The sequence below is a fragment of the Mesoterricola silvestris genome (genome assembly GCF_030295405.1).
Lineage (GTDB): Bacteria > Acidobacteriota > Holophagae > Holophagales > Holophagaceae > Mesoterricola > Mesoterricola silvestris.
On sequence record NZ_AP027080.1, the window covers coordinates 4,447,262 to 4,473,296 of the forward strand.

Genomic DNA, 26,035 nt, shown 5'->3' on the forward strand with positions numbered 1-26,035 from the left:
GTTGGAGGAGGACGATCAATCCTCCGGACTGAACCAAGGGCGCGTCGCGACCAACCTGAAACCCAGAAGGCTTGATCTCGACCACGCTGGAAACTCCTGGCGCGCCGCGCTGGGCCCGCCGGTATTGATGCCGTCCCCACCCCGGGCAATAAAGTAGTCCCAGTCCCGGAGGGGCACCAGCCGCGCCGAACCATCCGTGGGCGCGCCCACGTAGTCTGGATAGGAAGCATCCGCGCACCACTGGAAACCGAGACCGGAGAGGTCGTGGAGGCCCCAGGGGTTGGGCAGCTTGCTGCCCACGGGATGGCCCGGCGCGGGCGTTGCGGAGCGACGCCAGAAATACTCGTCGAGGTGGGACTCGTCTGGACCGAAGAAGTAGCGAGTGGAGGTGCCCGCGCGGCAGGCGTACTCCCACATGGCTTCGGAGGGCAGGGCGAAGGCTTGGTTCGGGCAGCGGGGGGCGAGGGCCGGCAGAAACCTCTGAGTGATGTCCAGGTGGCTGACCTCGTCTACGGGGAAGGTAGGGTTCGCGGGCTTCTCGCCCTGGCCTCCCTTGGACACCGCCCACCACTGATCTCGAGTCGTGAGGTGCTTGGCCATGTAGAAGGCCGCCCGGAAGGTCACCCCATGGACAGGTCGGGGGAGTGGACCTCGCAGGGCCAGAAGGCCCTCCGTCTCCTCCGTGCCCATCTGGAAGGTGCCGGCGGGCATCAGGAGGAACTCGATTGGCTCGCATCCGGGGAGGTCCACCGTGAAGGTCGGCTCCGGGTATGAGAACGTCCGCACCACGGCCGTGTCCACCGCAGCGGTCAGGACGGGCTCCCAAGGTACCTTCCGGATGCCGCCGTCCTCCACTTCCCCGGCCTGCAGGGTGTATGCCCCACGCTGGAGACCGCGGAGGGTGCACGGGGCCTGAACCACCTCCCGGTAGCCCCAGGGGCCCGTTACCGTGACCCAGACCCGCGCGAAGCGGAGCCCCCGGCTCCTAAGCAGGAGCGCGGGCTTCACATCCACGGTGACAGGGCGCGCAACCTCCTGGCCATCAGGGCTGGTGACGGTCAATGTGAAGGTGGTCGGGGTGTCCACGGTTACCCGGACTCCGACCCCCGAAGGCGCCTCCCCTGGCGCCGGTTTGATGTTTCCCCTGCCATGGCGGTAGACCGGCAACAGTTCGACCTCGCGGCCGCTTTCCACGCGTTCATCCGAAACGGTGAATCCCAGGATCTCCGGCGGAGGAACCTGGTTGGAGTGGGGCTGCCAACAGCCCAAGAGGAAGGCCAGCAAAAGGGCAGGAAGCGCCGCGAGCAGTAAACGCGCAATGGACCGGAACGGCGATTGGCTCGGTTTTCCCATCATCCGGATGCTCCTGGTGCTGGCCTTGCCCCATACCTGGGAACATGGTTCCGCCCTAGGTGAGGTTCCCCGGCCGACGCGGGGCTTGGAGGTTCTTAATCTCTTGTGGGCCCATGGATTATTTATGGACGTTTTATTCCCGGGACTTATATTGGTCGCGCGAGGATCCGCCGGCGCCGGGAAGGGAGAACTGGCGGCGGGGCGGGGGTCCCGCGGCTCATGGAGGCGACCATGGAGAAGAGGCTGCATCCCCGCATTTCCACGGAGAAGACCTGCACGGCACGGTTCAGGGTGGGGGACCGGACCTGGACCGGGGAGGAGCTGCGGGACCTGGGGGCCCGCGGCTGCGGCATCCGGGTCCCGCTGGCGGACCTGGGGCTCCTGGCGCCGGGCGCGGTGGTCGAGTCCCTGCGCCTTAGCCACCCCGGCGTTCCGCAGCAGCCGGTGAACGGGAAGGTGGTGTGGACCCGCCGGAACCGGCACCACGGCAAGGAATTCGTGGACGCGGGGCTCGTGTTCACGGACCTGCCCGGGGCCTTCGCGGTGGAGCTGGAGGCCTACCTGAATCTCGCGGCGGTCAACAGCACGCCGTTCATCGACATGTTCGGAATGCCGACCTGACCGCACCGCGGCGCGGGGCCCCTCGTAGATTTGCCCGGACTCTGGTAAAAAGAAATTTTCACCAGGGAGCGCCCCGCATGTCCGAAAAGCACGTCTTCAAGAGTGAACTCCAGCAGATCCTCAACCTGATCACCCACAGCCTCTACTCCCACAAGGAGATCTTCCTCCGGGAGCTCATCAGCAACGCCAGCGACGCCATCGACAAGATCCGCTTCAATTCGCTGCAGAACGATCCCCTGCTGGAGGGCGACCGGGACTGGAAGATCCGCCTCGTGGTGGACAAGGAGGCCCGCACCCTCACCGTGTCGGACAACGGCATCGGCATGGACCACGACGCCCTGGTGGAGAACCTGGGCACCATCGCGAAGTCCGGCACCAAGGCCTTCCTGGAGAGCCTCAAGCAGGCCGATGCCGCTGCCAAGCCGGGGCTCATCGGGCAGTTCGGGGTGGGGTTCTATTCCGCCTTCATGGTGGCCGACAAGGTGACCGTGATCTCCCGCCCCGCCGGAGCGCAGGGCGCGATGAAGTGGGAATCCGACGGCCTCGGGGAATTCACCGTGGACCCCGCGGAACGGGCCGGGCGCGGCACCGACGTGGTGCTCCACCTCAAGGAGGAGGAGAAGGAGTTCCTGGCGGAGTACCGCCTGCGGTCCATCGTCAAGCAGTTCTCCGACTTCATCGAGCACCCGGTGGTCATCGACGCGGACAAGGGCGAAGGCAAGACCGAGGAGGAGACCCTCAATTCCCGCAAGGCGCTCTGGCTGCGCAGCAAGGTGGACGTGACCCCCGAGGAGCACGAGGCCTTCTACAAGCAGATCTCCGACGACTACGACGCCCCGGCCAAGGTGATCCACTACGCGGCCGAAGGAACGCTGGAATTCAAGGCCCTGCTGTACATCCCCAAGCGCAAGTCCTGGGACCTGCAGTTCGCCGAGCCCAAGGTGGGCCCGCGCCTCTACATCAACCGCGTTCAGATCATGGACCACTGCGAGGCCCTGCTGCCGCCCTACCTGCGGTTCGTTAAGGGGGTGGTGGACTGCTCCGACCTGCCGCTGAACGTCAGCCGCGAGCTCCTCCAGCACAACCCCCTCCTGGAGAAGATCCAGAAGAGCCTGGTGAAGAACGTCTTCCAGGCCCTCAACGACCTGCGCGCCAGCGAGCCCGAGACCTACGAGGGCGTCTTCAAGGAGCTGGGCCCCTTCCTCAAGGAGGGCCTGGCCCGGGACTTCGCCAACCGCGAACAGATCTGCGACCTGCTCCTGGTGGGCAGCCTGAAGACGGAGGCGGGCCGGACCACCACCCTCGCCCAGTACGTGGAGGCCATGCCCGAGGGCCAGCAGGACATCTACTTCCTCACCGGCGAGGACCGCGCGGTGCTGGAGCACGTGCCGGCCCTGGAGGCCTTCCGCCACCGCGGCTGGGACGTGCTGCTGCTCACCGACCCCATCGACGCCTTCGTGTTCCCCACGCTCCCCGACTACAAGGGCCGGGCCTTCAAGGCCGCGGACCGCCACCAGCCGGAACTGGATCCCGAGGAGAAGAAGAAGGAGGAGGAGGCCGCGGAGGCCTACAAGCCCCTGCTGGGCCTCCTCAAGGGCCTCATCGGGGGCCTGAAGGACGTCCGGCTCACCCGGCGCCTCAAGGAGAGCGCCTCCTGCCTCACCTCGGACGAGGACGCCATGGATCCCCACATGGAGCGCCTGCTCCAGAAGCTGGGCCAGGGCGCCGGCCCCCGGGAGCGCGTCCTGGAGCTGAACCCCGACCACCCGGTGGTCAAGGGCCTCCTGGAGATCCACGCCAAGGACATGACCGACCCCCGCATCGAGGCCTACGGCCGCCTCCTCCACGACCAGGCCCTCCTGGCCGAAGGCTCCCGCCTGGCGGACCCCACGGGCTTCGTGAAGCGCCTGAACGACCTCCTCCTGAAGGACGCGCTACGATCCTAGGCCAAGGTTCCGACCCACCTCGGCCATCACTACCGAAGGCAATAAATTGCTTGTCCATGAAACCTACAGCCCGGCTCCTCGGCCGGGAATGGGCTGAGTTCGGGCGCTGATCCCCTTCATCCCTTTCATCCGATTCATCCCTGTCCCCGCAGGGCCAAAGCAGGGATGGGTCGGCGCATGCAGATCAACAATGCGCCGCCCCATCACATCGCTGGCCCTGCTGTAACAGGGATGAATTGGATGCACAGGATGAAGGGGATGGAAGAGGGGGCTACCAATGGCGTCTTCGAAACCGGCCCGTGATCCGGACCTTCGGCGTGCCTCCTCAGGATCCCAGCGCCCTGGCGATGGTTTCCTCCAATGCCTTCAATCCAAAAGGCTTTTTCAGGAAGCCCAGGAACCCGCCGTCCCGCGCCACTCGCGCGCCGGCCTCCTCGGAGAACCCGGAGCAGAGGATGGCCCGGGCTCCGGGGTCCATTTCCCGGATGATCCGGAAGGCCTCGGGGCCGGCCATGCGCGGCATGGTGGCATCCATGAGGATGAGGCCGAGGATGCCGCGCTCCCTTCGGTAGGCCTCCACGGCCTCCAGGCCGTCCCGGGCCTGGATGACCCGGTAGCCGAGGTTATCGCGCAGGAAATCGCCCAGCGTTTCCTGCAGGTCCTCGTCATCATCCACCAGGAGAAGGGCCGCCTTGCCGCTCGGGGGCGCGGGGGGGGCCGGTTCCGGGGTGGGATCCTCCACGGGGGGGAAGAAGAGCCGGAGGGTGGTGCCCTCGCCGGGGACTGAGCGCACCCAGAGGCCCGCGCCATGGCCCTTGAGGATGCCCAGGGCGGTGGGGAGGCCCAGGCCCCGGCCGGGGCGGTAGGTGGAGAAGAAGGGATCGAAGGCCCGGTCCAGGACCTCCTGGGTCATGCCGGCGCCGGGGTCCTCCACGGACAGGCATACCAGGGGTCCCGCGCCGGGGGGCGGATGGATCCAGTGGCCGGAGCCGGGGTCGCCTTCCAGGAGATCCTGGATCCGGGTGGCGATGCGGATGGTCCCCCCCGCCTCCCCCAGGGCCTCCCGCGCGTTGGAAACGAGGCCGTCCAGGACCTCGGCGAGCTGCCCGGAGTCCCCGTCCACCGGGGGCAGGCCGCTGCCCGGAACGAAGCTGACGCCGGCGGCGCCGCGGGCCGCGAGGCAATCCTGGACCAGGCGGTTGAGATCGAGATTCTCGGAGCGGCGGAAGCCCTTGCCCGAGACGTCCAGCATGCGGTGGGCGAGCTCCGAGGCCCTGGCCAGCACCTTGAGGGCCCGGGTCACCGAGGCGCGGGCCGCCCCGGGGGCGGTTCCCTCCAGGATGGCCACCTCCAGGTTGCCCTGGATGGCCTGGAAGAGGTTGTTGAAGTCGTGGGCGATGCCCCCGGCCATGCGGCCCAGGCTTTCCATCTTCTGGGCATTGCGCAGGAGCGCGTCGCTGGCCTTGAGCTGCTCCCGGGCCTCCCGGAGCTGGCGCTCGATCCCCACGGCATGGAGGGACCTTTCCACCGCCCCGGGAAGGGCGCCCAGGTAGTGGGCGTCCTTCACCAGGTAGTCCAGGGCGCCCTTCTTCATCATCTCCACGGCGATCCGCTCGTCGCCGCTGCCGGTGGTGACGATGAAGGGCGGCATGTCGGCCCGGTCCAGGATCTCCACCGCCGTCATGTCGGGCAGCGAGAAATCCAGGAGCACGAGATCGGGGCGCCGGGAGGCCAGCAGCTCCAGGGCGGCCTGCCCCGTGCCGGCGTGGAGGAAGCCCCATCCCCGCTGGGCGATCTCCTCCCTCACCAGTTCCGTGAGGCCCTGGTCGTCCTCCACCAGCAGGATGAGGATGGGTTCGGTCATGGGTCCGCCACCTGGATAACCGGGAGGAACCGCCCCAGGAGGGTGAGGGCCGTGGAGAAGTCCTCGAAATTCCTGGGCTTGGTGATGTACAAATTGCACCCGGCATCATAGCAGACCGCCACCTCCCGGGGGTCGTCGGTGGTGGTGAGCATGATGACCGGGGTCCGGCGGGTGCCCGGGTCGGCCTTGAGGCGGCGCAGGACCTCCACACCCCCCACCCGCGGCATGTTGATGTCCAGGAGCAGGAGGCTGCGCCCCTCCCGCCCGGGGCCCTTGAAATGGTCCAGCACCTCCTGCCCGTCCCGGAACCGCAGGATCGGGCCGGTCACGCCGGCCTCCTGGAGGTGCTCCCGGATCAGGACGGCATGGCCCTCGTCGTCCTCGGCGATGAGGATGGTCACGTTCTCGAAGGGCAGTACATGGGGCATGGCCTCACCCGTTGGGAAGTTCGAGGAGGAAGCGGGAGCCGAGGCCGGGCGCGGATTCCACCCGCACCCGGCCCCCGTTGCGTTCGGCCATGCGCCGGACCAGGGTCAGGCCCAGGCCCTCGCCCAGGACGGGGCCCTGGGGGTCCAGGCGCTGGAAGATCTCCCAGATGCGGGCCTGGTGCTCGGGGGAGATCCCCACGCCGTTGTCCTCCACGCAGTAGACGCTGACGTCCCCCCGGGCCTCGCCGGAAACGCGCACCCGCAGGGGGCGGTCCGCATGGCGGTACTTGACGGCGTTGTCCAGGAGGTTGGCGATGATCTGGGTGGCCTGGACCGGGTCGGCCCTGCAGGGCGGGAGGTCCTCCACCTCCAGGGTGCCGTCCACGCTCTGGAACTGGTAGGCCAGGGTCTTCGCGCAGGAGGCCAGGACCGCGTTCATGTCCAGGGGCCCGGTGCGCAGCACCATGCGCCCGGCCCTCGAGAGCGTGAGCAGGCCGTTGATGATGGCATCCATGCGGATGCCCGAGGCCCGGATGAATTCCAGGGAGGAAGGCATGCGCTCCTGGAGGTGGGGCCTGGCCGCGGTGGAGAAACCCTCCAGGGTGGCGGCCCCCTCCAGGGCCCTGCGCACCTCGTCCAGGGACTTGCCCAGCCTCTGGCTGAAGCCCTGGACGTTCACGAGGGGGCTCCTCAGATCGTGGGACGCCACGTACAGCAGGGTCTCCAGTTCCTTGTTCTTCTGCTCCAGTTCGGCCAGGAGGCGCTCCCGTTCCCGTTCGACCCGTTTCCGGGCCGAGATGTCGGTCACCAGGATGGCCAGGGCCGTGACGGCCCCCTGGGCATCGTGGACCGAGGCCAGGGAGACGCGGGCTTCCAGGAGCGATCCGTCCCGGCGCCGCAGGCCCATTTCGAAGGTCTCCGACGCCGACGGCTGGGCAAGGAGGTTCTTTTCCACCAGGAAGGCGAGCCCCGCCTCCGGAACGAAGGCCGAGTACGGCCTGCCCAGCATCTCCGCGGGCTCGTAGCCCCCCATCTCCGCCAGGCGCTGGTTGCAGAAGGTGAGGGCGCCGGAGGAATCCACCAGGGCGAGGCCCTCGTTGAGGGTCTCCACCACCACCCGGTACTTCTCTTCGCTGGCGCGCAGGGCCCGGGCGGCCTCCACCTTCGCGGACACGTCATCGCCCAGGAGCAGGAGGAGCCGCTCGCCCCGGCTCGTGAAGGGCACCAGGTGGGCCACCACCCACACCTCCTTGCCGAAGCTGGAGGTGAAGTGGACCTCCAGGGTCTCCTCGGCGCCCGAGGCCAGGGCCCGCTCCGCGGCCTCCCTCAGGCCCGTCTCCCTCCAGGATTCCAGGCGGCGGAAATTCTGCCGGAGGATCTCCTCCTGGCTGCCGCTGAGGATCCGGGCGGCGGCCTCGTTGACCAGGACGCAGGCCCCGTCCGCGGCCCGGTACAGCATGATGCCCGTGGGGGAGGCCGCGATGAGCTTCTGGTTCAGGGACAGGACTTCTGAGAGGTCGAACTGGGCCTCCACGCGCTCCGTCACGTCCTCCACCAGCCAGAGCACGCCCTGCCCAGGCCGGCCCGGCACCAGCGGTCCCCCCACCAGGTGGGCCCAGAAGGGACTTCCGTCCACCTTGCGGAGGCGCACGTCGCCCCGGAAGGAGGCTCCCGGTTCCGCGAGCCCCTCGACCACCGCGCCGAAATCCACGTAGGCCGCCTCGTCGCGGTGCCAGGCCCGGGTCTCCACCCCCGCGATGGCCCCGGCATCCACCCCCAGGATCCCCGCGCACCGCGCGTTGGCCCACACCGCCCTCCGGTCCCGGATGAGGATCGCCCCCATGGCGCAGCGGTCCAGGGCCTCCGGCAGGCCCGCGGCGGCCGCCGGGGTCCGCCGGCGCATCACGAGGACCGCCAGGACCGCGCCGGCCACCACACCGGCGAGAAGCGCGAGGAGGGCCTGGGGGATTCCCGTGGGCACGCTACCCATCCCTCACGGCTTCTCTTTGGGCGTGAAGGTGTCGGCCAGGTCCACCACCACCATGGTGCCGTAGGCCTTGTGGTCCCCGATGGCGGCCCCGGCGGCCCGGAACGCGGGGTTGAACAGGTTGTGCCGGTGGCCCCGGTCCTTCACGCCGTCGTCGATGACCAGCTGGATCACGGTCATCCGGGGGGTCTCCAGTCCGTAGTTGATCACCTCCCCGGTGAGGGACCCGGGCTCGCCGTGCCGCCGCATGCGCTGGGAGGGCCTGGAGCCGTCGGTGCCGATGTGGCCCGTCTCCCCCGTGGGGCCCTGGTCCGCCACGTGGTCCCGGGCGGCGAGGTGGAGGTTCTCGTCGTAGGCGATGAGGGCCGTCACCGGCTCCACCCGCTCCAGGAACTCGGCGGCCTCGATCACCGCGGCCCGCCCCTCCTGGGTGCGGATCGGCACGTGGTCGGCGAGGCGCCAGAGGGTGCCCTCGAAGCGCAGCCCGAGGGCCCGCAGGTACTTGGCATACTCCCGGGGGAAGCGGCGGATCTTGTTGATCTCCCGCACGACGGCGATCTCGTCGGGGGTGGATCGCGGAGCGGCCTGGCCCCAGAGGCACAGGGCCGACAGCATCGCCGCCGCCAGGGAACGGAACATGGGCACCCCCGTGGGGGGATTCTACTCCTCTCCCCGCCTCGGCGTGCCTTCCGGGTCGAAGAGATATCCGACGCTGCGCACGGTGTGGACCCATCGCGGGGCGTGGGGATCCCGCTCCATGGCGCGGCGGATGCGGACGATGAAATTGTCAACCGTGCGCGTGGTGGGGTAGGTCTCCTCCCCCCAGACCTTGTCCAGGATGTCGGTGCGGCTCACCACCTGGCCGGACTGCTCCATGAGGAGCTTGAGGATCATGCACTCCTTCACGCCCAGCACAAAGGGCCCCTGCGGGCCTTCCCCGCAGAAGTTCTCGAAGTCCACCCAGAACTCCCCGAAGCGCTGGCGGCCCCCGAGGCTGCGGTTGCGGTACCAGTCCTCCCGACGGAGGATGGCCCGGATCCGGAGGAGCAGTTCGGTCACCTGGAAGGGCTTGCCCAGGTAGTCGTCGCCCCCGGTCTCGAAGCCCCGCACCCGGTCGTCCTCTGTGTTCTTGGCGGTGAGGAAGAGGATGGGCGTGTAGTTCTTGGCTTCGCGAACCTTCTGGCAGACCGTGAAGCCGTCCATGCCCGGCAGCATCACGTCCAGGATCACCAGCTCGTACTGCCCGGCCAGGATCCGCTTCAGGGCGTCGTCTCCGCGGGTGACCCAGGTGCAGGGAAGTCCCTCCAGTTCGAGGTTGAGCTTGATCCCCTCGGCGAGGCTGAGCTCGTCTTCCACCAGCAGTATCTTCGGTTCGTTCATGGAGGGCTCCTGCAGGTCCCCGGGTGTTGAGGGTAGAATGGTCCCATCGGAGTCCCGGATGGTTTCCTATCTCAGTATCGTAATTCCCATCTATAACGAAGAAGCAAATATTACCAACCTTTGGGCGAGGCTGTCCAAGGTGCTGAAGGAGAACTGGCCGGGACAGGAAAAAACCTGGGAGGTCGTCTTCACCGACGACGGCAGCCGGGACCGCTCCCTGGACATGCTCCTGGCCATCGCGGCGGAGGAGCCGCGGGTGACGGTGGTGGAGTTCAACCGGAACTACGGCCAGCACTCCGCCATCTTCGGGGCCTTCGCCGTCGTGCGGGGGGAGGTGGTGGTGACCATGGACGCCGACCTCCAGAACCCGCCCGAGGAGATCCCCAAGCTGGTGGCCAAGATCGAGGAGGGCTTCGACGTGGTGGGCGGCTGGCGCCAGGGCCGCACCCACAACGACAGCTTCTTCCGCACCATGCCCAGCAAAATCGTCAACGCCGTCACCCGCAGGACCACCGGCGTGCGGCTCCACGACTACGGATGCATGCTCCGGGCCTACCGCCGGGAGGTCGTTGACGCCATGCTGCTGTGCAAGGAACGCTCCAGCTTCATCCCCGCCCTGGCCAACAGCTTCGCCAAGCGCATCGCCGAAGTGCCCGTGGGGCACGCGGAACGCGCCGCGGGCGACTCGAAGTACGGCCTCTGGAAGCTCATCAACCTCCAGTTCGACCTGCTCACCAGCTTCTCCCTCCTGCCCCTCCAGATGCTCAGCGTCCTGGGGGTGATCATCTCCCTCCTGGGCATCGGCTTCGGCGTCTTCCTCATGGCCTACCGGTTCCTGCACCCGGAAGGGTCGGTGGGCGGGGTCTTCACCCTGTTCGCCGTGCTCTTCTTCTTCGTGGGAGCCCAGTTCCTCGCCTTCGGCCTCCTGGGGGAGTACATTGGGCGGATCTACCAGGAAGTGCGGGACCGCCCCCGCTACGTCGTCAAGAAGCACCACCGCAGCGAACCCGGCAAGTCCTGAGCCGCCGGGCCGCCCACCTGGATTCCTCCGGGGAGGATGGCATGGGCAGACGCAAGCGCATCCTCTTCGTGGAGGACGACCCCATCCTCCTGGGCCGCCTCCGGGAGGCGATGGCGGACATGTCCGAAACCTGGGCCATGACCTTCGTGGGCAGCGGCGAGGCCGCCCTGCAGGCCCTGGGGAAATCCCCGTTCCACGCGGTGGTGGCCGACCTGGGGATGCCCGGCATGAACGGGGCCCAGCTCCTGGAGAAGGTCATGGCGCGCCACCCCGGAACCCTGCGCTTCGTGCTTTCCGGCCGGGACGACCGCCATCAGGCCGTGGAGGTGGTGGACCGGGCCCACCAGTTCCTGGGCAAGCCCTGCGACCCGGCCTTCCTGAAGTCCGCCCTGCTGCGCGCCTTCCACCTGGGCTCCCGGGTGCGCAATGACCATGCGAAGGAACTGGTGGCCCGCATCGGGCGGCTGCCCAGCGTGCCCGCGCTGTTCCAGGAGATCACCGGCCTCATGGGCTCGGAGCGGGCCACCCTGGAGGACCTGGCCGCCGCCATCGGCAAGGACATGGCCATGACGGCCATGGTCCTCAAGCTGTCCAATTCCGCCTTCTTCAGCCCGCGCCAGACGGTGTCCGCCCCGGCGGAGGCCATCTCCATCCTGGGCATCGACCTGCTCCGCTCCCTGGTGCTGGCCCATGGGCTCTTCAGCCAGGCGGGAGCCTTCCGCTTCTCCCAGTTCAGCCTGGCCCACCTGTGGCGCCACAGCCTCGCGGTGGCCTCGGCCACCCAGCAGATCGCCGAGATGCGGGGCCTGGGCCGGTCCGCCTCCGCGGACCACTTCACCGCCGGCCTTCTCCACGACATCGGCATCCTGGTGCTGGCCTCCCGGTTCCCCGACGAGTACGCCCGGGTCCTCGACCTGGCCCGCCCGGGCGGGGCGGACCTGGAGACCGCCGAATTCCACGTGCTGGGCGCCACCCACGGCGAGGTGGGGGCCTACCTCCTGGGCCTGTGGGGCCTCCCCCATGCCGTGATCCAGGCCGCCGCCTGGCACCACCAGCCCGCCCACCAGGACACCCCCGGCTTCACCCCGGCCCTGGGCGTGCACATCGCCGACAGCCTCCACGCCGGGGACCCCGAACACGAACTCTTCTCCACCGCCACGCTGGACGAGGCCTACCTGCGCGCCCAGGGCCTACGGGACCTGGTCCCGAAGCTGAGCGCCGCCCTGGAACCGGATCCGTCCGGGATGAGGGATCTCTTCTAGCCCATGGAGGCACGTTCATCCCCTTTATCCTTTGCATCCGATTCATCCCTGTTCCCGCAGGGCCAGGGCAGGGACGGGTCGGCGCATGCAGATCAACTGGGCGCCACCCCACCTCATCGCTGGCCCTGCGGGAACAGGGATGAAATCGGATGAACAGGATGAATGGGATGATGGGCGTTTTCGAACTGGACAGGTGATTCCTGACGAGTTGCCGACCGAAAATCCTCGCGACGTTTTCGCTTTGAAGAGACTGGGTGGGTCGGAACGTTGGGCTAGGCCTTCGCCAGCTCCCGGGCCATTCCCATGAAGGCCTTGGTCTGGGGGCTGTCCGGGTGGGCCGCCACCAGGGGCACCCCCGAGTCGCCGCCGATGCGGATGGCCAGGTCGATGGGCACCTCCCCCAGGAAGGGCAGGCCCAGGCGCTGGGCGGCGGCCTTCACGCCGCCGTGGCCGAAGATCTGGGTCTCCGTGTGGCAGGTGGGGCAGACGAAGCTGGACATGTTCTCCACCACGCCGGTGACGGGGACCTTGACGGTCTGGAAGAGCCCGATGGCCTTGCGCGCGTCCAGGAAGGCCACGTCCTGCGGGGTGCTGACGATGACGGCGCCGTCCACCTTGGCGTTCTGGATGAGCGAGATCTGGGTGTCGCCGGTGCCGGGGGGCAGGTCGATGAAGAGGAAGTCCAGGTCGCCCCAGAGCACGTCGCCCAGGAACTGGGTGAGGGCCTTGTTGAGCATGGGGCCGCGCCAGATGACGGGCCGGTCCTCGTCGATGAGGAAGGCGATGGACATGAGCTTGAGGCCGAACTTCTCCACGGGGATGATCTTGCCCTCGGGGGTGGCCTCGGGGCCCTCCTTGATGCCGAACATCATGCCCATGCTGGGGCCGTGGATGTCGGCGTCCAGGAGCCCCACCTTGTAACCCAGCGCGGCCATGGCCACGGCCAGGTTGGAGGCGACGGTGCTCTTGCCCACCCCGCCCTTGCCCGAGGCGATCACGTAGCACTTCTTGACGGTGGGCAGCAGGTTCTTGAACTCGGCCTGGGCGGTGCGCTCCCATTCGATGGCGATGGTCACCTTCTCCACGCCGTCGATGGCGCCCACGGCGCCGCCCAGGGCCTGGCGCACCACCTGCTCCCGGTCCTGGTAGGCGTCCAGGAGCTGGAGGCGCAGGATGACCTCGGCGTCCTCCACGTCGATGGCCTTGACGGCCTTCAGGGCCACCAGGTTGGCGTTGGCCCCGGGGATCTGGTAGGCGTTCAGGACATCATAGATGGCGGCGCGACTGATTCTCGTTCCCATGGCGGTCTCCAGCCTTATAGACTGCCACGAAGGGCGCCCCAGGCCCAGCGTTCAGATATCGGAGTCCCCCAGATCCGGCAGCTTGCGGGTCAGGGCCTTGATGCCGCTGGTGAGGAGGCCGTGCTCGTAGCTGCGGTGCTGGCTCCGCAGGGGGGGCCAGGAGGGGTCCAGGCCCCGGCGGGCCACGCTGCCGTCCTGGCTCAGCACCCGGCCCTTGACGGTGTCGTGGATCTGCAACTCGAGCATTTCCACCACCTGTGCGGCAACGAGGGGGTCCACCAGGGGGAAGGCCACCTCCACCCGGTTGTCCAGGTTGCGCTGCATCAGGTCCCCGGAGGCCAGGAGGGTCTCCGGCTCCCCGTTGTTGTGGAAGTGGTACACCCGCGCGTGCTCCAGGAACCGGTCGATGATGGAGACCGCCCGGATGTTGTCGGAGAGCCCGGGCACGCCGGGCCGCAGGCAGCACGTCCCCCGCACCAGGAGGTCGATCTGAACCCCGTCCTGGCTGGCCTCGTAGAGGCGCTGGATCATGGGGGGATCCACCAGGGCGTTCATCTTCAGGACCATCCGCGCGGGATGGCCGGCGCGGGCATGGTCCCGTTCCCGGTCGATGCGGGCATAGAGGGCGTTCCGGAAGTACTGGGGCGCCATGATGAGCTTGTGGAGCGCCGGCGGGCGCGTGTAGCCCGTGAGCACGTTGAAGAGGTTGGAAAGGTCCTCGCCGAATTCCCTCCTGGCCGTGAACAGGCCGATGTCGCTGTAGAGGCGGGAGGTGCGCTCGTTGTAGTTCCCCGTGGAGAGGTGGCAGTACCGGCGGATGCCTTCGGGTTCCTGCCGGATGACGAGGCAGGCCTTGCCGTGGGTCTTGTAGGCGATCATGCCGTACACCACATGGACCCCCGCCTTCTCCAGGCGCCGGGCCCAGGCGATGTTGCCCTCCTCGTCGAAGCGGGCCCGCAGCTCCACGATGGCCGCCACCTGCTTGCCCCGCTCCGCGGCGCGCTCCAGGGCCGCGGCGATGGGGCTGGTGGTGCTGATGCGGTAGAGGGTCATCTTGATGGCCAGGACCTTGGGATCGTCCGCCGCCTCGCGCACGAAGCGCACCACGCTGTCGTCGAAGCTCTGGTAGGGGTGCATGAGGAGGATGTCGTGCCGGCCGATGGCGTCGAAGACGCTCTGGGCCGTCTCCAGCTGCGGCACCGGCAGGGGCGGCATGGGCGCGTCCTTGAGGTGGGGCAGGTCCAGCTGGGCGTAGAGCTGCATCAGGTCGGAGAAGGCCGCGAAGCCTTCGCTGGGGTAGAGGTCCTCGGGGCTGAGCTCCAGCTCGTCGATGAGCATCGCCAGCAGGGTCGGGCTCAGGTCCTGCTCGTACTGGAGGCGCACCACCGCCCCGCGCCGCCGGCTCCGGAGGTGCTCCTCCACCGCCTTCATCAGGTCCTCGTTGGGGTCCTCCTCCACCGGCAGGTCGGAATCCCGGGTCACCCGCAGCGCGTGGCAGTTGCGGATGGCGTATCCGTGGAAGATCTGGGCGATGTGCATGCGCACCACGTCCTCGAGCATGAGGAAGGCGTGGGTCCCCGGGGCCGAGGGCACCCGCAGGAACCGGGCCGAAACCGGCGTGGGGATGGGGATGACGGCCAGTTCGGAGACGGGGAAGGCCTCCTCCGGGGAGGCCTCGGCCTCCAGTTCGGCCATGAGCACCAGGGCGCGGTTGCCCAGGCGCGGGAAGGGGTGCCCGGTGTCCACGGCCAGGGGCGTGATCAGGGGCAGGAGGTTGTTCTCGAAGTACTCCCGAACGAAGCGGAGCTGCTCGGCGTCCAGGTCCTCGGCCTGGAGGATGAAGAGGCCCTCCCGCACCATCTGGGGCTTGATGACGTACTGGAAGAGCTCGTGCTGCCGGTGGGCCAGGTCGTGGATGCGGCGGGAGACCTCCTCCAGCATCTGCCGGGGGGTGCGCCCGTCGGCCCCGGGCTGGGTGATGCCGGCGTCGATCTGCCGCCAGATGCCCGCCACCCGCACCATGAAGAATTCGTCCCAGTTGCTGGAGGTGATGGCCAGGAACTTCACCCTTTCCAGGAGGGGAACCGTCGGATCCTCCGCCTCTTCCAGGACTCTTTCATTGAAGGCCAGCCAGCTCAACTCCCGGTTGAGGATGTTTTCCGGTCGGGGGGCATGGCGGCTCATGGGTCGAATTATGCCCGGTCTCCAACCCGGAGGCTTGTAAATTGCATGGAACGGCCGGGACCGGACGGCAGTTATCGATGGCTCCGAGGCCCGATCCAGGGTAATCTGACCCTTCGTCCCAAACCGGGGTCCCGTCGGACCCCGCCTTCCCAACGAGAGGGCCGGAGATCCGGCCAGGTAGGAGGAACCATGACTCAGGAAACCATCCAGGTCGCGCTCCGCGAGACCATCGGCAAGTCGGCCAGCAAGGGCCTGCGCAAGCAGGGCATGATCCCCGCCGTCATCTACGGCCTCAACGAGCCCCCCGTCGCCATCGCCATCAGCCCCAAGACCGTGGCCCGCATCATCGCCAGCGACAGCGGCATGAACTCCCTCATCCACCTCCAGCGCGAGGGCACGGAGATCAAGCGCCACGTCATCATCAAGGACGTGCAGCGCGACCCCGTCACCCGCCGCCTGGTCCACGTGGACCTCATGCGCGTCGATCCCGACCACCGGGTCCGGGTCAAGGTGCGCATCGTCCTCAAGGGCACCCCCGCGGGCGTCAAGGACGGCGGCCTGCTGGACTTCACCCACCGCGAGATCGAGGTGGAGTGCCTGCCCAGCTTCATCCCCGCCCACATCGACGTGAACGTCGAGCACCTCAAGATCGGCGACTCCCTGCGCCTGGACCAGCTGAACCTGGATTCCCACCTGACCCTGCACGGCGACGCCCACAACGTGGTGTGCAGCGTCGTCGGCAAGCAGGCCGAGGAAGAGGCCCCCGCCGCCGAAGCCGCCCCCGCCGCGGCCGCCGCCCCCGCCCCCGCCGCCAAGGCCAAGAAGTAGGGTGTTCGTCCTCGTCCCGCTGGGCAATCCCGGTGCGGCCTACACGGCCACCCGGCACAACCTGGGACGCCTGCTGCTCCAGCGCTGGATGGAAGCGCACTGCCCGCACCCCGCGGTCGTGCACACCTTCAGCACTGGAGCCTTGTATCGTCTGGGCCACCCCTTCCTGGCCCTAGTGCCCGGCACCTACATGAACCTCAGCGGCCAGTGCTGCGCCGAGGCCGCCAAGGCCGGGTTCGAGCCCGGGCGGATGATCCTCCTGCACGACGACAAGGACCTCCCCCTGGGCGAGGGCCGCTTCCGCCTCTCGGGCAGCGACGGGGGCCACAACGGCCTGAAGTCCGTCTTCGGGCACCTGGGCACCCAGGATATCCCGCGCCTGCGCCTGGGCATCGGCCCCTTCCAGCGCCCCCTGGTGGATTTCGTGCTGGGGGAGTGGACCGACGACGAGTGGGAGCGCATCGACGCCCTGGACGAGCCCTTCGCCCGGTTCATGGAACAGCTCGGGTCCGCTCCCGACGCCCCGGCCCTGGTCGGCCGCGCCGGCTTCAAGCTTCCGGCTTGAAAAACATGCCCTTTCCTGAGATGCTGATCTTTCGCGTCCCCGCCTGGGGACCTCCTTGCTCCGGTACCATGTCGGGGCTTCACATCCACGAGGAGGAATGATGCGTCGCTATGAGACCATCTTCATCGCCTCCCCTACGTTGACTGACGAACAGGCTGAAGAGCTTGTGAAGCACTTCGAGGGGATCATTGCCGAGCAGAATGGCGAGCTGCTCAAGACCGAGAAGTGGGGCCGCAAGAAGCTGGCCTACGAAGTGCAGAAGTTCAGCGAGGGCTACTACACCCTGTTCGACATGAACGCGGGTCCCACCCTCATCGCCGAGCTCGAGCGCCGCTTCCGCAACCACGATTCGGTCATCAAGTACATGTCCGTCCGCATGGACGAGCAGACCAAGGCCGCGGAGCGCCAGAAGGTGCGCTACGAGCGCGAAGGCCGCCGCAAGGCCCAGGCCGGGATCAAGGAACGTTCCCTTGAAGAGGTGATGGGATGAAGCGTCGCACGGACGGAAAAGGCAAGCCCAAGAAGAAGAAGGTATTTGGCGGTCGGCGCAGCAAGTTCTGCAAGTTCTGCGTCGAGAAGTCCACCTTCATCGATTACAAGGACGTGAAGACCCTCGGCGGCTTCACCCCCGAGCGCGGCAAGGTCCTGCCCCGCCGCACCAGCGGCGTGTGCGCCCTCCACCAGCGCATGCTGGTCGAGGCCATCAAGCGGGCCCGCAACATCGCCCTGCTGCCCTTCGCCACGGACTAGAACCGAACAGGCACGTCTCCGGGAGCCCCCGGGCGGATCCTTCCGCCCTGGGGCTCCCGGTGCTTTTCAGCTAGAATGGCCGGATGAGCGAAGCCCAACCCCTGCCCAAGCTGCCGGCCCCCCTCCGGGGCGCCAAGGCCTTCCACGCCTCCTGGAAGCCCGTGCTCCTGAACTGGCTGGTGCCGGGCCTCGGCTACTGGCTCATCGGCGAGAAGGGCCGGGCCAAGGCCCTCTTCTCCGTGACGGTGGTGTTCCTCGTCCTGGGCTTCCTGCAGTTGCAGAACGGCGCCGTGGACGGCATCCGGGGCGGCGTCTACGTTCCCCAGCTTTCGCCCCTCCAGTGGATGCCCACCCTGGGCGCCGCGGCCACGGCGGGCACGGGCCCGGTGTACGCCCTCTTCGGCTACCTCTTCGGGGGCGTGGGCACGGAGCCCGTGCGCAACCTGGTGCAGGAGTACGGCGCCTCGTACGTCATGGTCACGGGCCTCCTGAACTGGCTGGCCTGCTTCGATATCTTCGACAGGACCACGGGGCGCTGGGTGTGGCGCCTCCCCCAGGACGAGCAGGACGCCCTGGCCGGGAAGGACATCCCGGCCGCCAAGTGACCTCGAGGTTCCTCACCCGCAACTTCGTCCTGGTTTTCGCGATCACGTTCATCACGTTCTTCGCCGCCTTCCAGCTCTTCCCCACCGTGCCCCTGCGCCTCCTCGCCCTGGGGGCGAGCATCGCCGAATCCGGGCGGTTCATGACCGCCTTCACCGCGGGTTCGGCCCTGGGGGCGCTGGTCACCGGCCCCTTCGGGGACCGGGTGGGAAAGCGGCGCATGGTGGTGGGGTGCTCCATCGGGTTCGGACTCTTCCTGGGCGCCTACGGCCTCCTCCACGCGCGGTGGGCCTTCTACGCCCTGGCCTTCCCCCACGGCGTGGTGTGGTCGGGGCTGCTCACGGCCACCATGGCCACCCTCGGCGAGGTGCTGCCCGAGGACGGCAGGGCCGACGGCATGTCGCTGTATGGCCTGGCCAGCCCCGGGGGCGTCATCTTCGGTCCCGTGGTGGGCCTGGCGGCCTACGGCCGCATGGGGTTCCCGACCATGACCTCGGTGCTGGCGGCGGCCTTCGTGGTGCTGGGCGGGCTCTCCCTCACCCTGCCTCCGGACCGGCTGGACCGGGAGCGGCGGCCGGCCTTTCAGTGGCCGGACCGGACCCTGCTGGCCCCCTGCCTCGTATTCTTCACCACGGCCCTGGGCTACGGCGCCCTGGGCACCTACACGGCCCAGGAGGCCCTGAAGCAGGGGTTCCCGCCCCTGTTCGGCCTGCTGCCCACGGACGCGGCCTTCTTGTCCTGCATGGCCATCGGCATGGTGGCCATGCGGGTCTTCATGACCCGGGTCGGCTTCGGAGCGCGGCCCACGCGGCTGCTGCCCGGGATGCTCCTGGCGGCGGGGGCGGGCCTCGGGATGCTGGCCCTGATGCCCGGCGGCGCCAGCCGCCACGCCCTGTCGGCCCTTCTCTACGGCGGCGGCTACAGCATGGTGCACACCCTCCTCAACGCCCACGTGCTGGAGATCACCCACCCCGACCGCCGGGGCGCGGCCTTCGGCACCACCCTCTTCTCCTTCGATTCGGGCATCGGCATCGGCTCCCTGCTCATCGGCGGCGTCATCGGCTGGGGCTGCCAGCACCTGGGGGCCCAGGGCTACCGCCTGGGCTGGGCCGTGGCCGCGCTCTTCGCCCTGGCCTCCCTGCCCCTCTCGCGGCGCCTTTTGCGCGAATCGGCCCCCACGGCGGGTTAGAATCTCCCCAGACCCATAGGAAGGCCGTCCATGCCCCGAACCAAGCTCCGGCTCCTGGCCGTCCTCCTCGCGCTGCTGGTGATCCTGTTCGGGCTCCTGCGCCTGGCCTTCCTGCTGCGCTTCGGCGGGGCCGAGGGCGGCACCGCCCACGCGCTCTACATCGGCCTGAAGTTCGACGCGCGCCTCGCGGCCATCCTGGTGCTGCCCGCGCTGCTCCTCCTGAAGGCCGGCAACCCCGGGCGCCCCTCCCGCGCCGCCCTGGGGGCCCTGACCCTGGCGGCGGCCCTCCTGGTCTACGCGGGCCTCATCCTGGTGGCCATGGTGGACACCGTGGAGGCCCGGGCCTGGCTCTACGGGTTCCTGGTCCTCGCGGGGATCCACCACGGCCTCTGCGGCGGCTTCGGCCTGGGCATGAAATCCGCCCGGCGCATCTGGGCCGCCTACGCCCTCGCGGCGCTGTCCGCGGTGCTCCTCGCCTACGTCGCCGACTTCGGCGCCTACGGCTACATCCACACCCGGCTCAACGGCACCCTGGTGATGTTCCTGGAGAACGCGGGCACCAGCCTGAAGATGGTCTGGCAGAGCTATCCCGTGGTCCGCATCGCCCTGGCCCTGGCCGCCGTCCTGGCCCTTTCCGCCTGGGGCCTGCGGGCCCTGGCCTCCAGGCTCGAGCTCGCGTCCCCCGTGCCCCGGGGCCGGAAGGCCCTCCACGCCCTGGCCGCCTTCGGCCTGCTGGCGCTCATGTGGGGCCGCTGGTCGGCCTATCCCCTGCGCTGGGCCGAGGCCTTCGAACTGCCCGGCACCTTCCAGGCCCACCTGGCCCTCAACCCCGTGCTGTTCTTCCTGGAGACGCGGCGGGACATGGACGGCGGCTTCGACCTCCGGAAGGTGAAGGCCTCCGCGCCGGTGATGGCGGAGTACTTCGGCATCCCGGAGGCCACCGATGCCGAGGGCCTGCCCACCCTGGCCCGAAGGGGCGTCCCCCACCCCCTCATCGACCCGGCCCGGCGCCCCAACGTCGTCTTCATCCAGCTGGAGAGCTTCGCCTCCTTCAAGACCGGCATCCAGGGCAACCCCCTGGACCCGACGCCCTGCTTCGACCGGCTCTGCCGCGAAGGGATCTTCTTCGACCGGTTCTACGTCGCCATGGAGAACACCAGCCGCAGCATGTTCGCCACGCTCTTCGGCGTGCCGGACGTGAGCGCCGTGGAGAACGCCACGCGCAACCCGCTCCTGCTGGACCAGGGCACGGTCCTCTCCGGGCTGGACGCCTATTCCAAGACCTTCTTCCTGGGCGGCAGCGCCAACTGGGCCCAGATCCGCGGCGTCCTCAAGAAGAACTTCCCGGGGCTGAGGATCCACGAGGAGGGCTCGTTCCGCAGCCCCGTGGTGGACGTGTGGGGCATCAGCGACGCCGATCTCCTGCGGGAGGCCGCGGACAACCTGGGGACCCAGGCCCCCCCCTTCTGGAGCTACATCCAGACCTCGGGAAACCATCCCCCCTTCACCATTCCCAAGCACCTCAAGGACTTCCGCAAGGCCGAACTGGACCCGGCGGCCCTGGCCAGGGGGGGCTTCATCGGCAACGACGAGTTCAACGCGGTGCGCCTCATGGACCACAGCCTGGAGACCTTCTTCGAGGCCGCGCGCAGGCAGCCCTGGTTCGCCGACACCGTCTTCGTCCTGTGGGGCGACCACGGACTGCCCCGGGGCACGGAGGATCCCCGCTTCGACGACGCCTTCCGCAACGACGTGGACAAGCGCTTCGGCGACCTCAAGCTGGCCATCCACAATGTGCCCCTCCTCATCTACGCGCCGGGCCTCCTCAAGCCCCGGCGGGTGCACACGGTGGCCACCCAGATGGACCTCCTGCCCACCCTGTCCAGCCTCCTGGGCGTGCCCTGGCGCACTTCCACCCTGGGCAAGGACGCCCTGGACCCGGCCTTCCAGGAGCGTTCCGCCGCCTTCACCTTCACCACGTTCCGCAGGCCGCCCCGCATCGGGCTCCTTCAGGGCGACTACTACCTCACCGTGGACCCCGGGGGGCGCGCCCAGCTCTTCCGCACGGACCGCGGCGATCCTTCCGACCTGGCGGCCCTGGAGCCCGCGCGGGTGGAGCGGATGCGCGCCCTGGCCGAGGGGTTCCACCAGTGGTCGAAGTTCCTCCTTTCCCACAACAGGCCCCTGAAGGACCGGCCGTGAAAGCCTGGGGCCTCCTCCTGGCGCTGGGGGCGGCGATCATCGTCGCCACGGGGCTCCCGCTCCGGGTGCGCCTGGACCGGCCCCGCCTGGGCACCCCCCAGGTCCAGGCCCCGGGCACGACGCTGGAAGTGTACCTGCGCACCAGCCTGCCCTGGGCGGCGCCGGAAACGGCGCTGAGCCTGGAGGACGACGGGGGCGCCGCCTTCCCCCTGCCGCCCCCCACCCGCTGGTGGCGCGGCAACATCCTCTGCCTCGCCACCCGCATCCCGGACCTGAGGGACGGACGCTACGCCCTGCGGGTGCGCACCTCCAGCCAGGACCTGCGCCAGCCGGGAGCCGTGTTCGTGCGCAGGACCTGGCCCGCGTCCTTCTTCATCGTCCAGGCCGGAGACTTCCCGCCCCCGGGCCGGGAGGCCCTCCTGCCCCAGTTCATCGAGGAGATGAATCTCCTGCAGCCCGCGGCGGTGCTGGGCAGCGGGGACATCTCGTACGACGTGCGGCCCGAATGGTACGCCTTCCTCCTGGAGAACCTCGGCCGCCTGGAGATGCCCTTCCTGGCCGCGCCCGGCAACCACGAGCGCAAGGGTTGGGCGGCCTACCTGCGGGCCTTCGGACCCGGCCCCCAGCGGGCCGATCTGGGTCCCCTGCGCGTGCTGAGCCTGGATTCCTCCCACGGCCGGGACCAGTTCACCCCCTCGGAATTCAACTGGATCAAGGGGGAGCTGGAGCACCTGGAGGGGCGCACCCCCGTCATCCAGCTCCACCACCCGGTGCTGCCCGCGGGATCGGCCATCCACGGCGAGGCCGGCGGCAGCGGCGGCCACCTCAACGGCTACCGGGGGGCCTTCATGGACCTCTGCCGCCTCCACGGCGTGCCCCTGGTGCTCAGCGGGCACTGGCACTCCGACGCGATCTTCGACGCGGAGGGGAACCTGCGGGATGACCGCGCCGACTTCCCGGGCACCCACTACGCGGTGGTCACCGCCCTGGGCAACGAGCTCCGGCGGGTGACCCGCTGGCCCCACACTTACCACGGGTACCGCATCATCCGCTTCACGGAAGGCCGCCTGGTGAGCGAAACCTACGACCTCGCGGGCACGGGCCGCCCCAACCCCATCGCCAGCGTACCGCTGGGCCGGCTCCACGTGCGGACCCTGCCGGGGGGCGCCGTGGAGGTCCGCAACGACCTCAACGAATCCTTCGACGCCGTGCGGGTGACCCTCCAGGGCGCCGCCCCGGACCTGCGGCCCGATGGGGGCGTCCTGGAATCCGTCCTGCCCAACGGCCCCTCCTTCAGCTACCGGGTCCGTCTCCCCCTGCCGGCCCACGGCGTGCGGACCGTTCGCCTGGAGCGTCCATGATCGCGGCCTGGCTCTTCCTCTACCTGGGCGGGCTGGTGCACGGCCTGGCCATCTATGGCCTGGATTTCCAGGGCCCGCGCTTCTGGGTGCTGGTGCTGCCCGTGGCCCTCCTGCCGGTGCCGGTGCTGCTCAAGCGCCACCGGCCGCGCCTTTTCGACGCGGTGCCCATCCGGCCCCTGGCCCTGGCGGGCCTGGCGGCGGCCCTCCTCTTCATGCGGGGACTCAACCTGGACCACTGGAGCACACCCGACCTGGTGCCCAGCGCCCTGGTGGCCCTCATGGGCGCCGCATCCCTGTGGGTGGCCCTCAAGGACCCCATGCGGGAGGACGGGGCCCTCATCTGGCTGCGCATCGGCCTATGGCAACTCACCGGCTTCCTGCATCCGGTGATGCCCCTGGCCGGCGCCAGCGTCTTCGCCTTCCTGGGAGCCTTCGGCCAGCTCCACCCCGTGCCCTTCCGCCCCTGCCGGGCGCCGTCGCCCCGGGCCTTCCCGGCGGCCCTGGCCCTGGGCCTGGTGCTGGCCAAGCCCTGGTGGGACTATGCGGCCAACCCCGGCTGGGCGCCGGACCTGGCCGCGTGGGGCCTGGGCGCGGGCCTCACCTACCTGCTGCCCCTGCAGCGCCTGGGCTGCCGCGTGCCCATGAAGGCCCTGTACGGGGCCCTGGCGCTGCTCTTCGTGGCCTACCTGCCCCAGTGGGGCTGGGCGTGGGGCCTCCTGCTGGGCCTCACCTGGGGCTGGACCTGGCAGCGCCTGGAGCGCCCCCTCCCCTTCCGGCGCCTCTCCTACGGCCTCCTCCTGGGCTTCGTCCTGTCCTTCGCCCTCCACGCCAACCTGCAGATCCCCGTCCTCCGCCACGTGCTTTGGCTGGGCAATTGATTGCATTCCCTGCACGATGGCGCGAAAATAAACAGAAAGAGGTTCGAGATGGATGGAATCCGCCCTGGCGTGTGCATGATCTGGAAACCCGCGGGAGGAGGCGTCTCGGCGCTGGTCACCGTCGTCGCCCTGGATCTGGACCGGGACCGGGCCCAGGTGCACGTGAAGAAGGCCTCCACCGGAGCCTGCGCGGCCCACTGGGTGGACATGGCCCTCCTGGCCGAGGCCGGCGCCAACGCGCAGCCCTGCTCCTGCGTGGAAAAACCCCACGAGCCCGGCGAAAACCACGCCGCCTAGGTTATTTACTCACCTGGAACGCGTCCCAGCTCCCGTGGATCCAGTCCACGATCCGCGGCATCCAGGCGTCGAAGTCGTGGGTGCCCTTGGGGTCGAGGGTGAGGGGGATGGAATCGGGGAGCATCTGCAGGTGCTGGGTGGGGGGCACCAGGGTGTCCTCCTGGCCGTGCAGCACGCGCCACTCGGGGCGGGCGGCGGCGCGCTGGATGGCGTCCGGGGTCAGCTGGGACCAGGGGCTGCACACCGAAAGGCGGAGGGGGGACGGCGCGAAGGCCGAAAGGAGGCCCCCGAAGCTGAAGCCCACCGTCAGGTGGGGCACCCGCGTGCCAAGGAAGGCGTTCATCTCGTCCCAGGCCTGCACGAAGACGCGGTCCATGGGCTTGCCTTCGGGGGGCATGTGGACGGCCTGGAGGGTGGGGCGCAGGAAGACCGCGTTCTCCCAGCCCCCGGCCTGGAGGCTTTCTTCCAGGAGCTTGACGGTCCCGAGACCGCTTCCTCCCAGGCCGTGCAGAAGGAGTATGGAGGAGGGTGCCGGCATAGATCCTCATGATGCCACAGGAGCGGGGCAGGTGGCCAGCCAAGGCCCGAAGGGGCCCGCCAGCCATGACAGAGGATGGGTCAAAACCCGCAAAAGGGAACCCCCATGTTCCCTTTTGCCCAAAAGCGGACCGGCGGATCAGGCGCGGCGGTGGATCCGGGTGCCGTTGTGGCTGGCCTGGTCCCGGCACTTGACGATCATCTGGTCGATGTTCACGTGGTCCGGCAGGGCCAGGGCCCAGCGGATGCACTCGGCGATGTCCTCGGCCACCAGCGGTTCGACCCCGGTGTAGACGGAATCCGCCTTGGCGGCGTCCTGCAGGCGCACCAGGGAGAACTCGGTGACGGCCATGCCGGGGTCCACCTCGGTGATGCGGATGGGCTCGCCGCAGAGTTCCAGGCGGAGGGTGCGGGTGAGGGCCTTCAGGGCGTGCTTGGAGGCGCAGTAGGCGCCGCCGCCCTCGTAGACCCAGTGCCCTGCGGTGGAGCCGATGGTGAAGTAGTGGCCCCATCCGCTGCGGCGCACATGGGGAAGGGTCGCCTTGATGGTGCGGATGACGCCCTCCACGTTGGTGTGGAGCATGGCCTGCCAGTCCTCCTCGAGGACGGAATCCATGCGGTCGGTGCCCCGGGCCAGGCCGGCGTTGGCCACCACCACGTGCAGCCCCCCCAGGGCCGCGGCGGCCTCGGCCACGAACCGCTCCACGCTGGCGGTGGCACGGGTGTCCAGGGCCCCGGCGAAGGTCCTCACCCCGTGCTTGGAGGCCAGTTCCGCGGCCAGGGCCCTCACCTTCTCCACGCGCCGGGCGCCCAGCGCCAGATGGCAGCCCTGGGCCGCGAGCATGCGCGCGGTGGCCTCTCCGAAACCGGAGGACGCGCCGGTGATGAGGACGATGGGGTTTTCAGGGCGCATGGCGGTTTCTCCGGGATGGCAGGGGTAGTTCTATAGGATATCGCTGAAGGCAGAGGATTTGGGGACCCAGGGCGGGGGTGGGGGCGGGGTCCCGAAAAAAATATTGAAATTCCCGTGAAATCTTGGGGAACTTTTTGAATTCCTATATTATCCTCATGGCCTAATCTATTTCTCATCCCCCAACCAGAACCGCCCGTTCCCAACGGTACGGTCCTGGTGCCATGGATCCTCACCTGGGAGGAGCGTGGCGATAACCCTACCCAGGATCATTTTTCTAGGAAGTGGCAATGGCTCAGGGCACCGTCAAGTGGTTCAACGCTGAAAAGGGCTTCGGTTTCATCACCCCCGATGAGGGTGGGGCCGATCTGTTCGTTCACCACACCGCCATCCAGGACCGGGGCTTCCGCACCCTCCAGGAGAACCAGCGCGTGAGCTTCGATGTGGCGCAGGGCCAGAAGGGGCCCCAGGCCACGAACGTCGTCAAGCTGTAGACCCGACGGCCCCCTCCCCGGGGGCCGTTCCATGTACGTTCCTCTCCGTTGAAGCGGTTCCCCGGCTGGGTTAT

Annotated in this window: 25 protein-coding genes; 15 read left to right on the forward strand and 10 right to left on the reverse strand. The window is 68.8% G+C overall.

The annotated features are described in order from the left end of the window. Nucleotides 1-15: 15 nt before the first annotated feature. The gene (locus tag R2J76_RS19080) at nucleotides 16-1,086 is read right to left on the reverse strand and encodes a formylglycine-generating enzyme family protein (RefSeq protein ID WP_316413248.1); all 1,071 of its coding nucleotides are present in this window, start codon (nucleotides 1,084-1,086) and stop codon (nucleotides 16-18) included. A gap of 498 nt (nucleotides 1,087-1,584) precedes the next feature. Between R2J76_RS19080 and R2J76_RS19085 the strand changes: the two genes are divergently transcribed. Together R2J76_RS19085 and htpG are read left to right on the forward strand one after the other, a co-directional pair. Then, nucleotides 1,585-1,974 (forward strand): PilZ domain-containing protein, encoded by a 390-nt coding sequence (locus tag R2J76_RS19085; protein WP_316413249.1) that lies wholly within the window; start codon nucleotides 1,585-1,587, stop codon nucleotides 1,972-1,974. A 77-nt stretch (nucleotides 1,975-2,051) separates the two neighbouring features. Beyond that, the gene (gene htpG / locus R2J76_RS19090) at nucleotides 2,052-3,920 is read left to right on the forward strand and encodes a molecular chaperone HtpG (protein WP_316413250.1); all 1,869 of its coding nucleotides are present in this window, start codon (nucleotides 2,052-2,054) and stop codon (nucleotides 3,918-3,920) included. A gap of 325 nt (nucleotides 3,921-4,245) precedes the next feature. Here htpG and R2J76_RS19095 read toward each other — a convergent pair whose 3' ends face one another. The 5 genes from R2J76_RS19095 to R2J76_RS19115 are packed head-to-tail and all read right to left on the reverse strand — an operon-like array spanning nucleotide 4,246 to nucleotide 9,579. After that, on the reverse strand, nucleotides 4,246-5,784 hold the full coding sequence (locus tag R2J76_RS19095) for a hybrid sensor histidine kinase/response regulator (RefSeq protein ID WP_316413251.1): 1,539 nt from the start codon (nucleotides 5,782-5,784) through the stop codon (nucleotides 4,246-4,248). Further along, the gene (locus R2J76_RS19100) at nucleotides 5,781-6,212 is read right to left on the reverse strand and encodes a response regulator (protein WP_316413252.1); all 432 of its coding nucleotides are present in this window, start codon (nucleotides 6,210-6,212) and stop codon (nucleotides 5,781-5,783) included. The genes R2J76_RS19095 and R2J76_RS19100 overlap by 4 nt, the downstream gene beginning before the upstream one ends. Nucleotides 6,213-6,216: 4 nt before the next feature. Next, nucleotides 6,217-8,193, reverse strand: coding sequence for a PAS domain-containing sensor histidine kinase (locus R2J76_RS19105; RefSeq protein WP_316413253.1), 1,977 nt, complete (start codon nucleotides 8,191-8,193; stop codon nucleotides 6,217-6,219). A 12-nt stretch (nucleotides 8,194-8,205) separates the two neighbouring features. Then, nucleotides 8,206-8,838 carry a CAP domain-containing protein gene (locus R2J76_RS19110; protein WP_316413254.1) on the reverse strand — a complete coding sequence of 211 codons (633 nt, stop codon included), beginning with the start codon at nucleotides 8,836-8,838 and terminating at the stop codon, nucleotides 8,206-8,208. A 21-nt stretch (nucleotides 8,839-8,859) separates the two neighbouring features. Further along, a complete protein-coding gene (locus R2J76_RS19115; RefSeq protein WP_316413255.1) occupies nucleotides 8,860-9,579 on the reverse strand; it encodes a response regulator transcription factor in 720 nt (239 codons plus the stop codon). A gap of 58 nt (nucleotides 9,580-9,637) precedes the next feature. On the opposite strand from R2J76_RS19115, the gene R2J76_RS19120 reads away from it, so the two are divergent. Then, on the forward strand, nucleotides 9,638-10,600 hold the full coding sequence (locus tag R2J76_RS19120) for a glycosyltransferase (RefSeq protein ID WP_316413256.1): 963 nt from the start codon (nucleotides 9,638-9,640) through the stop codon (nucleotides 10,598-10,600). A 41-nt stretch (nucleotides 10,601-10,641) separates the two neighbouring features. After that, nucleotides 10,642-11,862, forward strand: coding sequence for a response regulator (locus R2J76_RS19125; RefSeq protein ID WP_316413257.1), 1,221 nt, complete (start codon nucleotides 10,642-10,644; stop codon nucleotides 11,860-11,862). 272 nt (nucleotides 11,863-12,134) lie between these two features. Here the strand turns inward: R2J76_RS19125 and R2J76_RS19130 are convergent, their stop codons facing one another. Together R2J76_RS19130 and ppk1 are read right to left on the reverse strand one after the other, a co-directional pair. Further along, a complete protein-coding gene (locus R2J76_RS19130; RefSeq protein ID WP_316413258.1) occupies nucleotides 12,135-13,163 on the reverse strand; it encodes an Mrp/NBP35 family ATP-binding protein in 1,029 nt (342 codons plus the stop codon). Between the two features lie 51 nt (nucleotides 13,164-13,214). Then, the gene (ppk1, locus tag R2J76_RS19135; RefSeq protein ID WP_316413259.1) at nucleotides 13,215-15,347 is read right to left on the reverse strand and encodes a polyphosphate kinase 1; all 2,133 of its coding nucleotides are present in this window, start codon (nucleotides 15,345-15,347) and stop codon (nucleotides 13,215-13,217) included. Between the two features lie 189 nt (nucleotides 15,348-15,536). Here ppk1 and R2J76_RS19140 point away from each other — a divergent pair, with 189 nt between their 5' ends. The 10 genes from R2J76_RS19140 to R2J76_RS19185 all read left to right on the forward strand — a co-directional run bounded on the left by R2J76_RS19140 (nucleotide 15,537) and on the right by R2J76_RS19185 (nucleotide 24,020). Next, nucleotides 15,537-16,175 (forward strand): 50S ribosomal protein L25, encoded by a 639-nt coding sequence (locus R2J76_RS19140; protein WP_316413260.1) that lies wholly within the window; start codon nucleotides 15,537-15,539, stop codon nucleotides 16,173-16,175. A 1-nt stretch (nucleotide 16,176) separates the two neighbouring features. Continuing rightward, nucleotides 16,177-16,740, forward strand: coding sequence for an aminoacyl-tRNA hydrolase (gene pth / locus R2J76_RS19145; protein WP_316413261.1), 564 nt, complete (start codon nucleotides 16,177-16,179; stop codon nucleotides 16,738-16,740). Between the two features lie 97 nt (nucleotides 16,741-16,837). Beyond that, the gene (rpsF, locus tag R2J76_RS19150; protein ID WP_316413262.1) at nucleotides 16,838-17,230 is read left to right on the forward strand and encodes a 30S ribosomal protein S6; all 393 of its coding nucleotides are present in this window, start codon (nucleotides 16,838-16,840) and stop codon (nucleotides 17,228-17,230) included. Then, complete coding sequence (gene rpsR / locus R2J76_RS19155; RefSeq protein ID WP_243329043.1) at nucleotides 17,227-17,490, forward strand: 30S ribosomal protein S18; 264 nt, start codon at nucleotides 17,227-17,229, stop codon at nucleotides 17,488-17,490. Before rpsF ends, rpsR begins: the two co-directional genes overlap by 4 nt. 83 nt (nucleotides 17,491-17,573) lie before the next feature. Beyond that, nucleotides 17,574-18,095: a DUF6677 family protein gene (locus tag R2J76_RS19160; protein WP_316413263.1), complete on the forward strand. Its 522-nt coding sequence runs from the start codon at nucleotides 17,574-17,576 to the stop codon at nucleotides 18,093-18,095. After that, nucleotides 18,092-19,282: an MFS transporter gene (locus R2J76_RS19165; RefSeq protein WP_316413265.1), complete on the forward strand. Its 1,191-nt coding sequence runs from the start codon at nucleotides 18,092-18,094 to the stop codon at nucleotides 19,280-19,282. The genes R2J76_RS19160 and R2J76_RS19165 overlap by 4 nt, the downstream gene beginning before the upstream one ends. Before the next feature lie 30 nt (nucleotides 19,283-19,312). Then, entirely contained in the window at nucleotides 19,313-21,484 is a 2,172-nt protein-coding gene (locus R2J76_RS19170; RefSeq protein ID WP_316413266.1) for an LTA synthase family protein, read from the forward strand. Continuing rightward, nucleotides 21,481-22,845: a metallophosphoesterase family protein gene (locus tag R2J76_RS19175; RefSeq protein ID WP_316413267.1), complete on the forward strand. Its 1,365-nt coding sequence runs from the start codon at nucleotides 21,481-21,483 to the stop codon at nucleotides 22,843-22,845. Before R2J76_RS19170 ends, R2J76_RS19175 begins: the two co-directional genes overlap by 4 nt. Next, complete coding sequence (locus R2J76_RS19180; RefSeq protein WP_316413268.1) at nucleotides 22,842-23,723, forward strand: hypothetical protein; 882 nt, start codon at nucleotides 22,842-22,844, stop codon at nucleotides 23,721-23,723. Before R2J76_RS19175 ends, R2J76_RS19180 begins: the two co-directional genes overlap by 4 nt. Nucleotides 23,724-23,798: 75 nt before the next feature. Next, nucleotides 23,799-24,020 (forward strand): hypothetical protein, encoded by a 222-nt coding sequence (locus R2J76_RS19185; protein WP_316413269.1) that lies wholly within the window; start codon nucleotides 23,799-23,801, stop codon nucleotides 24,018-24,020. A gap of 1 nt (nucleotide 24,021) precedes the next feature. On the opposite strand, the gene R2J76_RS19190 is transcribed toward R2J76_RS19185, so the two are convergent. Together R2J76_RS19190 and R2J76_RS19195 are read right to left on the reverse strand one after the other, a co-directional pair. Beyond that, nucleotides 24,022-24,558 carry a dienelactone hydrolase family protein gene (locus R2J76_RS19190; RefSeq protein ID WP_316413270.1) on the reverse strand — a complete coding sequence of 179 codons (537 nt, stop codon included), beginning with the start codon at nucleotides 24,556-24,558 and terminating at the stop codon, nucleotides 24,022-24,024. Nucleotides 24,559-24,696: 138 nt separating this feature from the next. After that, nucleotides 24,697-25,470 carry an SDR family NAD(P)-dependent oxidoreductase gene (locus tag R2J76_RS19195; protein ID WP_316413271.1) on the reverse strand — a complete coding sequence of 258 codons (774 nt, stop codon included), beginning with the start codon at nucleotides 25,468-25,470 and terminating at the stop codon, nucleotides 24,697-24,699. A 287-nt stretch (nucleotides 25,471-25,757) separates the two neighbouring features. Between R2J76_RS19195 and R2J76_RS19200 the strand changes: the two genes are divergently transcribed. Beyond that, nucleotides 25,758-25,961: a cold-shock protein gene (locus tag R2J76_RS19200; RefSeq protein ID WP_306598769.1), complete on the forward strand. Its 204-nt coding sequence runs from the start codon at nucleotides 25,758-25,760 to the stop codon at nucleotides 25,959-25,961. Nucleotides 25,962-26,035 lie beyond the last annotated feature (74 nt).

Coding starts and splice junctions, on each gene's coding strand:
- R2J76_RS19085 (WP_316413249.1), top strand. CDS start 1,585: ATGGAGAAGAGGCTGCATCCCCGCATTTCCACGGAGAAGACCTGCACG.
- htpG (WP_316413250.1), top strand. CDS start 2,052: ATGTCCGAAAAGCACGTCTTCAAGAGTGAACTCCAGCAGATCCTCAAC.
- R2J76_RS19095 (WP_316413251.1), bottom strand. CDS start 5,784: ATGACCGAACCCATCCTCATCCTGCTGGTGGAGGACGACCAGGGCCTC.
- R2J76_RS19100 (WP_316413252.1), bottom strand. CDS start 6,212: ATGCCCCATGTACTGCCCTTCGAGAACGTGACCATCCTCATCGCCGAG.
- R2J76_RS19110 (WP_316413254.1), bottom strand. CDS start 8,838: ATGTTCCGTTCCCTGGCGGCGGCGATGCTGTCGGCCCTGTGCCTCTGG.
- R2J76_RS19115 (WP_316413255.1), bottom strand. CDS start 9,579: ATGAACGAACCGAAGATACTGCTGGTGGAAGACGAGCTCAGCCTCGCC.
- R2J76_RS19120 (WP_316413256.1), top strand. CDS start 9,638: ATGGTTTCCTATCTCAGTATCGTAATTCCCATCTATAACGAAGAAGCA.
- R2J76_RS19125 (WP_316413257.1), top strand. CDS start 10,642: ATGGGCAGACGCAAGCGCATCCTCTTCGTGGAGGACGACCCCATCCTC.
- R2J76_RS19130 (WP_316413258.1), bottom strand. CDS start 13,163: ATGGGAACGAGAATCAGTCGCGCCGCCATCTATGATGTCCTGAACGCC.
- ppk1 (WP_316413259.1), bottom strand. CDS start 15,347: ATGAGCCGCCATGCCCCCCGACCGGAAAACATCCTCAACCGGGAGTTG.
- R2J76_RS19140 (WP_316413260.1), top strand. CDS start 15,537: ATGACTCAGGAAACCATCCAGGTCGCGCTCCGCGAGACCATCGGCAAG.
- rpsF (WP_316413262.1), top strand. CDS start 16,838: ATGATGCGTCGCTATGAGACCATCTTCATCGCCTCCCCTACGTTGACT.
- rpsR (WP_243329043.1), top strand. CDS start 17,227: ATGAAGCGTCGCACGGACGGAAAAGGCAAGCCCAAGAAGAAGAAGGTA.
- R2J76_RS19160 (WP_316413263.1), top strand. CDS start 17,574: ATGAGCGAAGCCCAACCCCTGCCCAAGCTGCCGGCCCCCCTCCGGGGC.
- R2J76_RS19170 (WP_316413266.1), top strand. CDS start 19,313: ATGCCCCGAACCAAGCTCCGGCTCCTGGCCGTCCTCCTCGCGCTGCTG.
- R2J76_RS19180 (WP_316413268.1), top strand. CDS start 22,842: ATGATCGCGGCCTGGCTCTTCCTCTACCTGGGCGGGCTGGTGCACGGC.
- R2J76_RS19185 (WP_316413269.1), top strand. CDS start 23,799: ATGATCTGGAAACCCGCGGGAGGAGGCGTCTCGGCGCTGGTCACCGTC.
- R2J76_RS19190 (WP_316413270.1), bottom strand. CDS start 24,558: ATGCCGGCACCCTCCTCCATACTCCTTCTGCACGGCCTGGGAGGAAGC.
- R2J76_RS19195 (WP_316413271.1), bottom strand. CDS start 25,470: ATGCGCCCTGAAAACCCCATCGTCCTCATCACCGGCGCGTCCTCCGGT.
- R2J76_RS19200 (WP_306598769.1), top strand. CDS start 25,758: ATGGCTCAGGGCACCGTCAAGTGGTTCAACGCTGAAAAGGGCTTCGGT.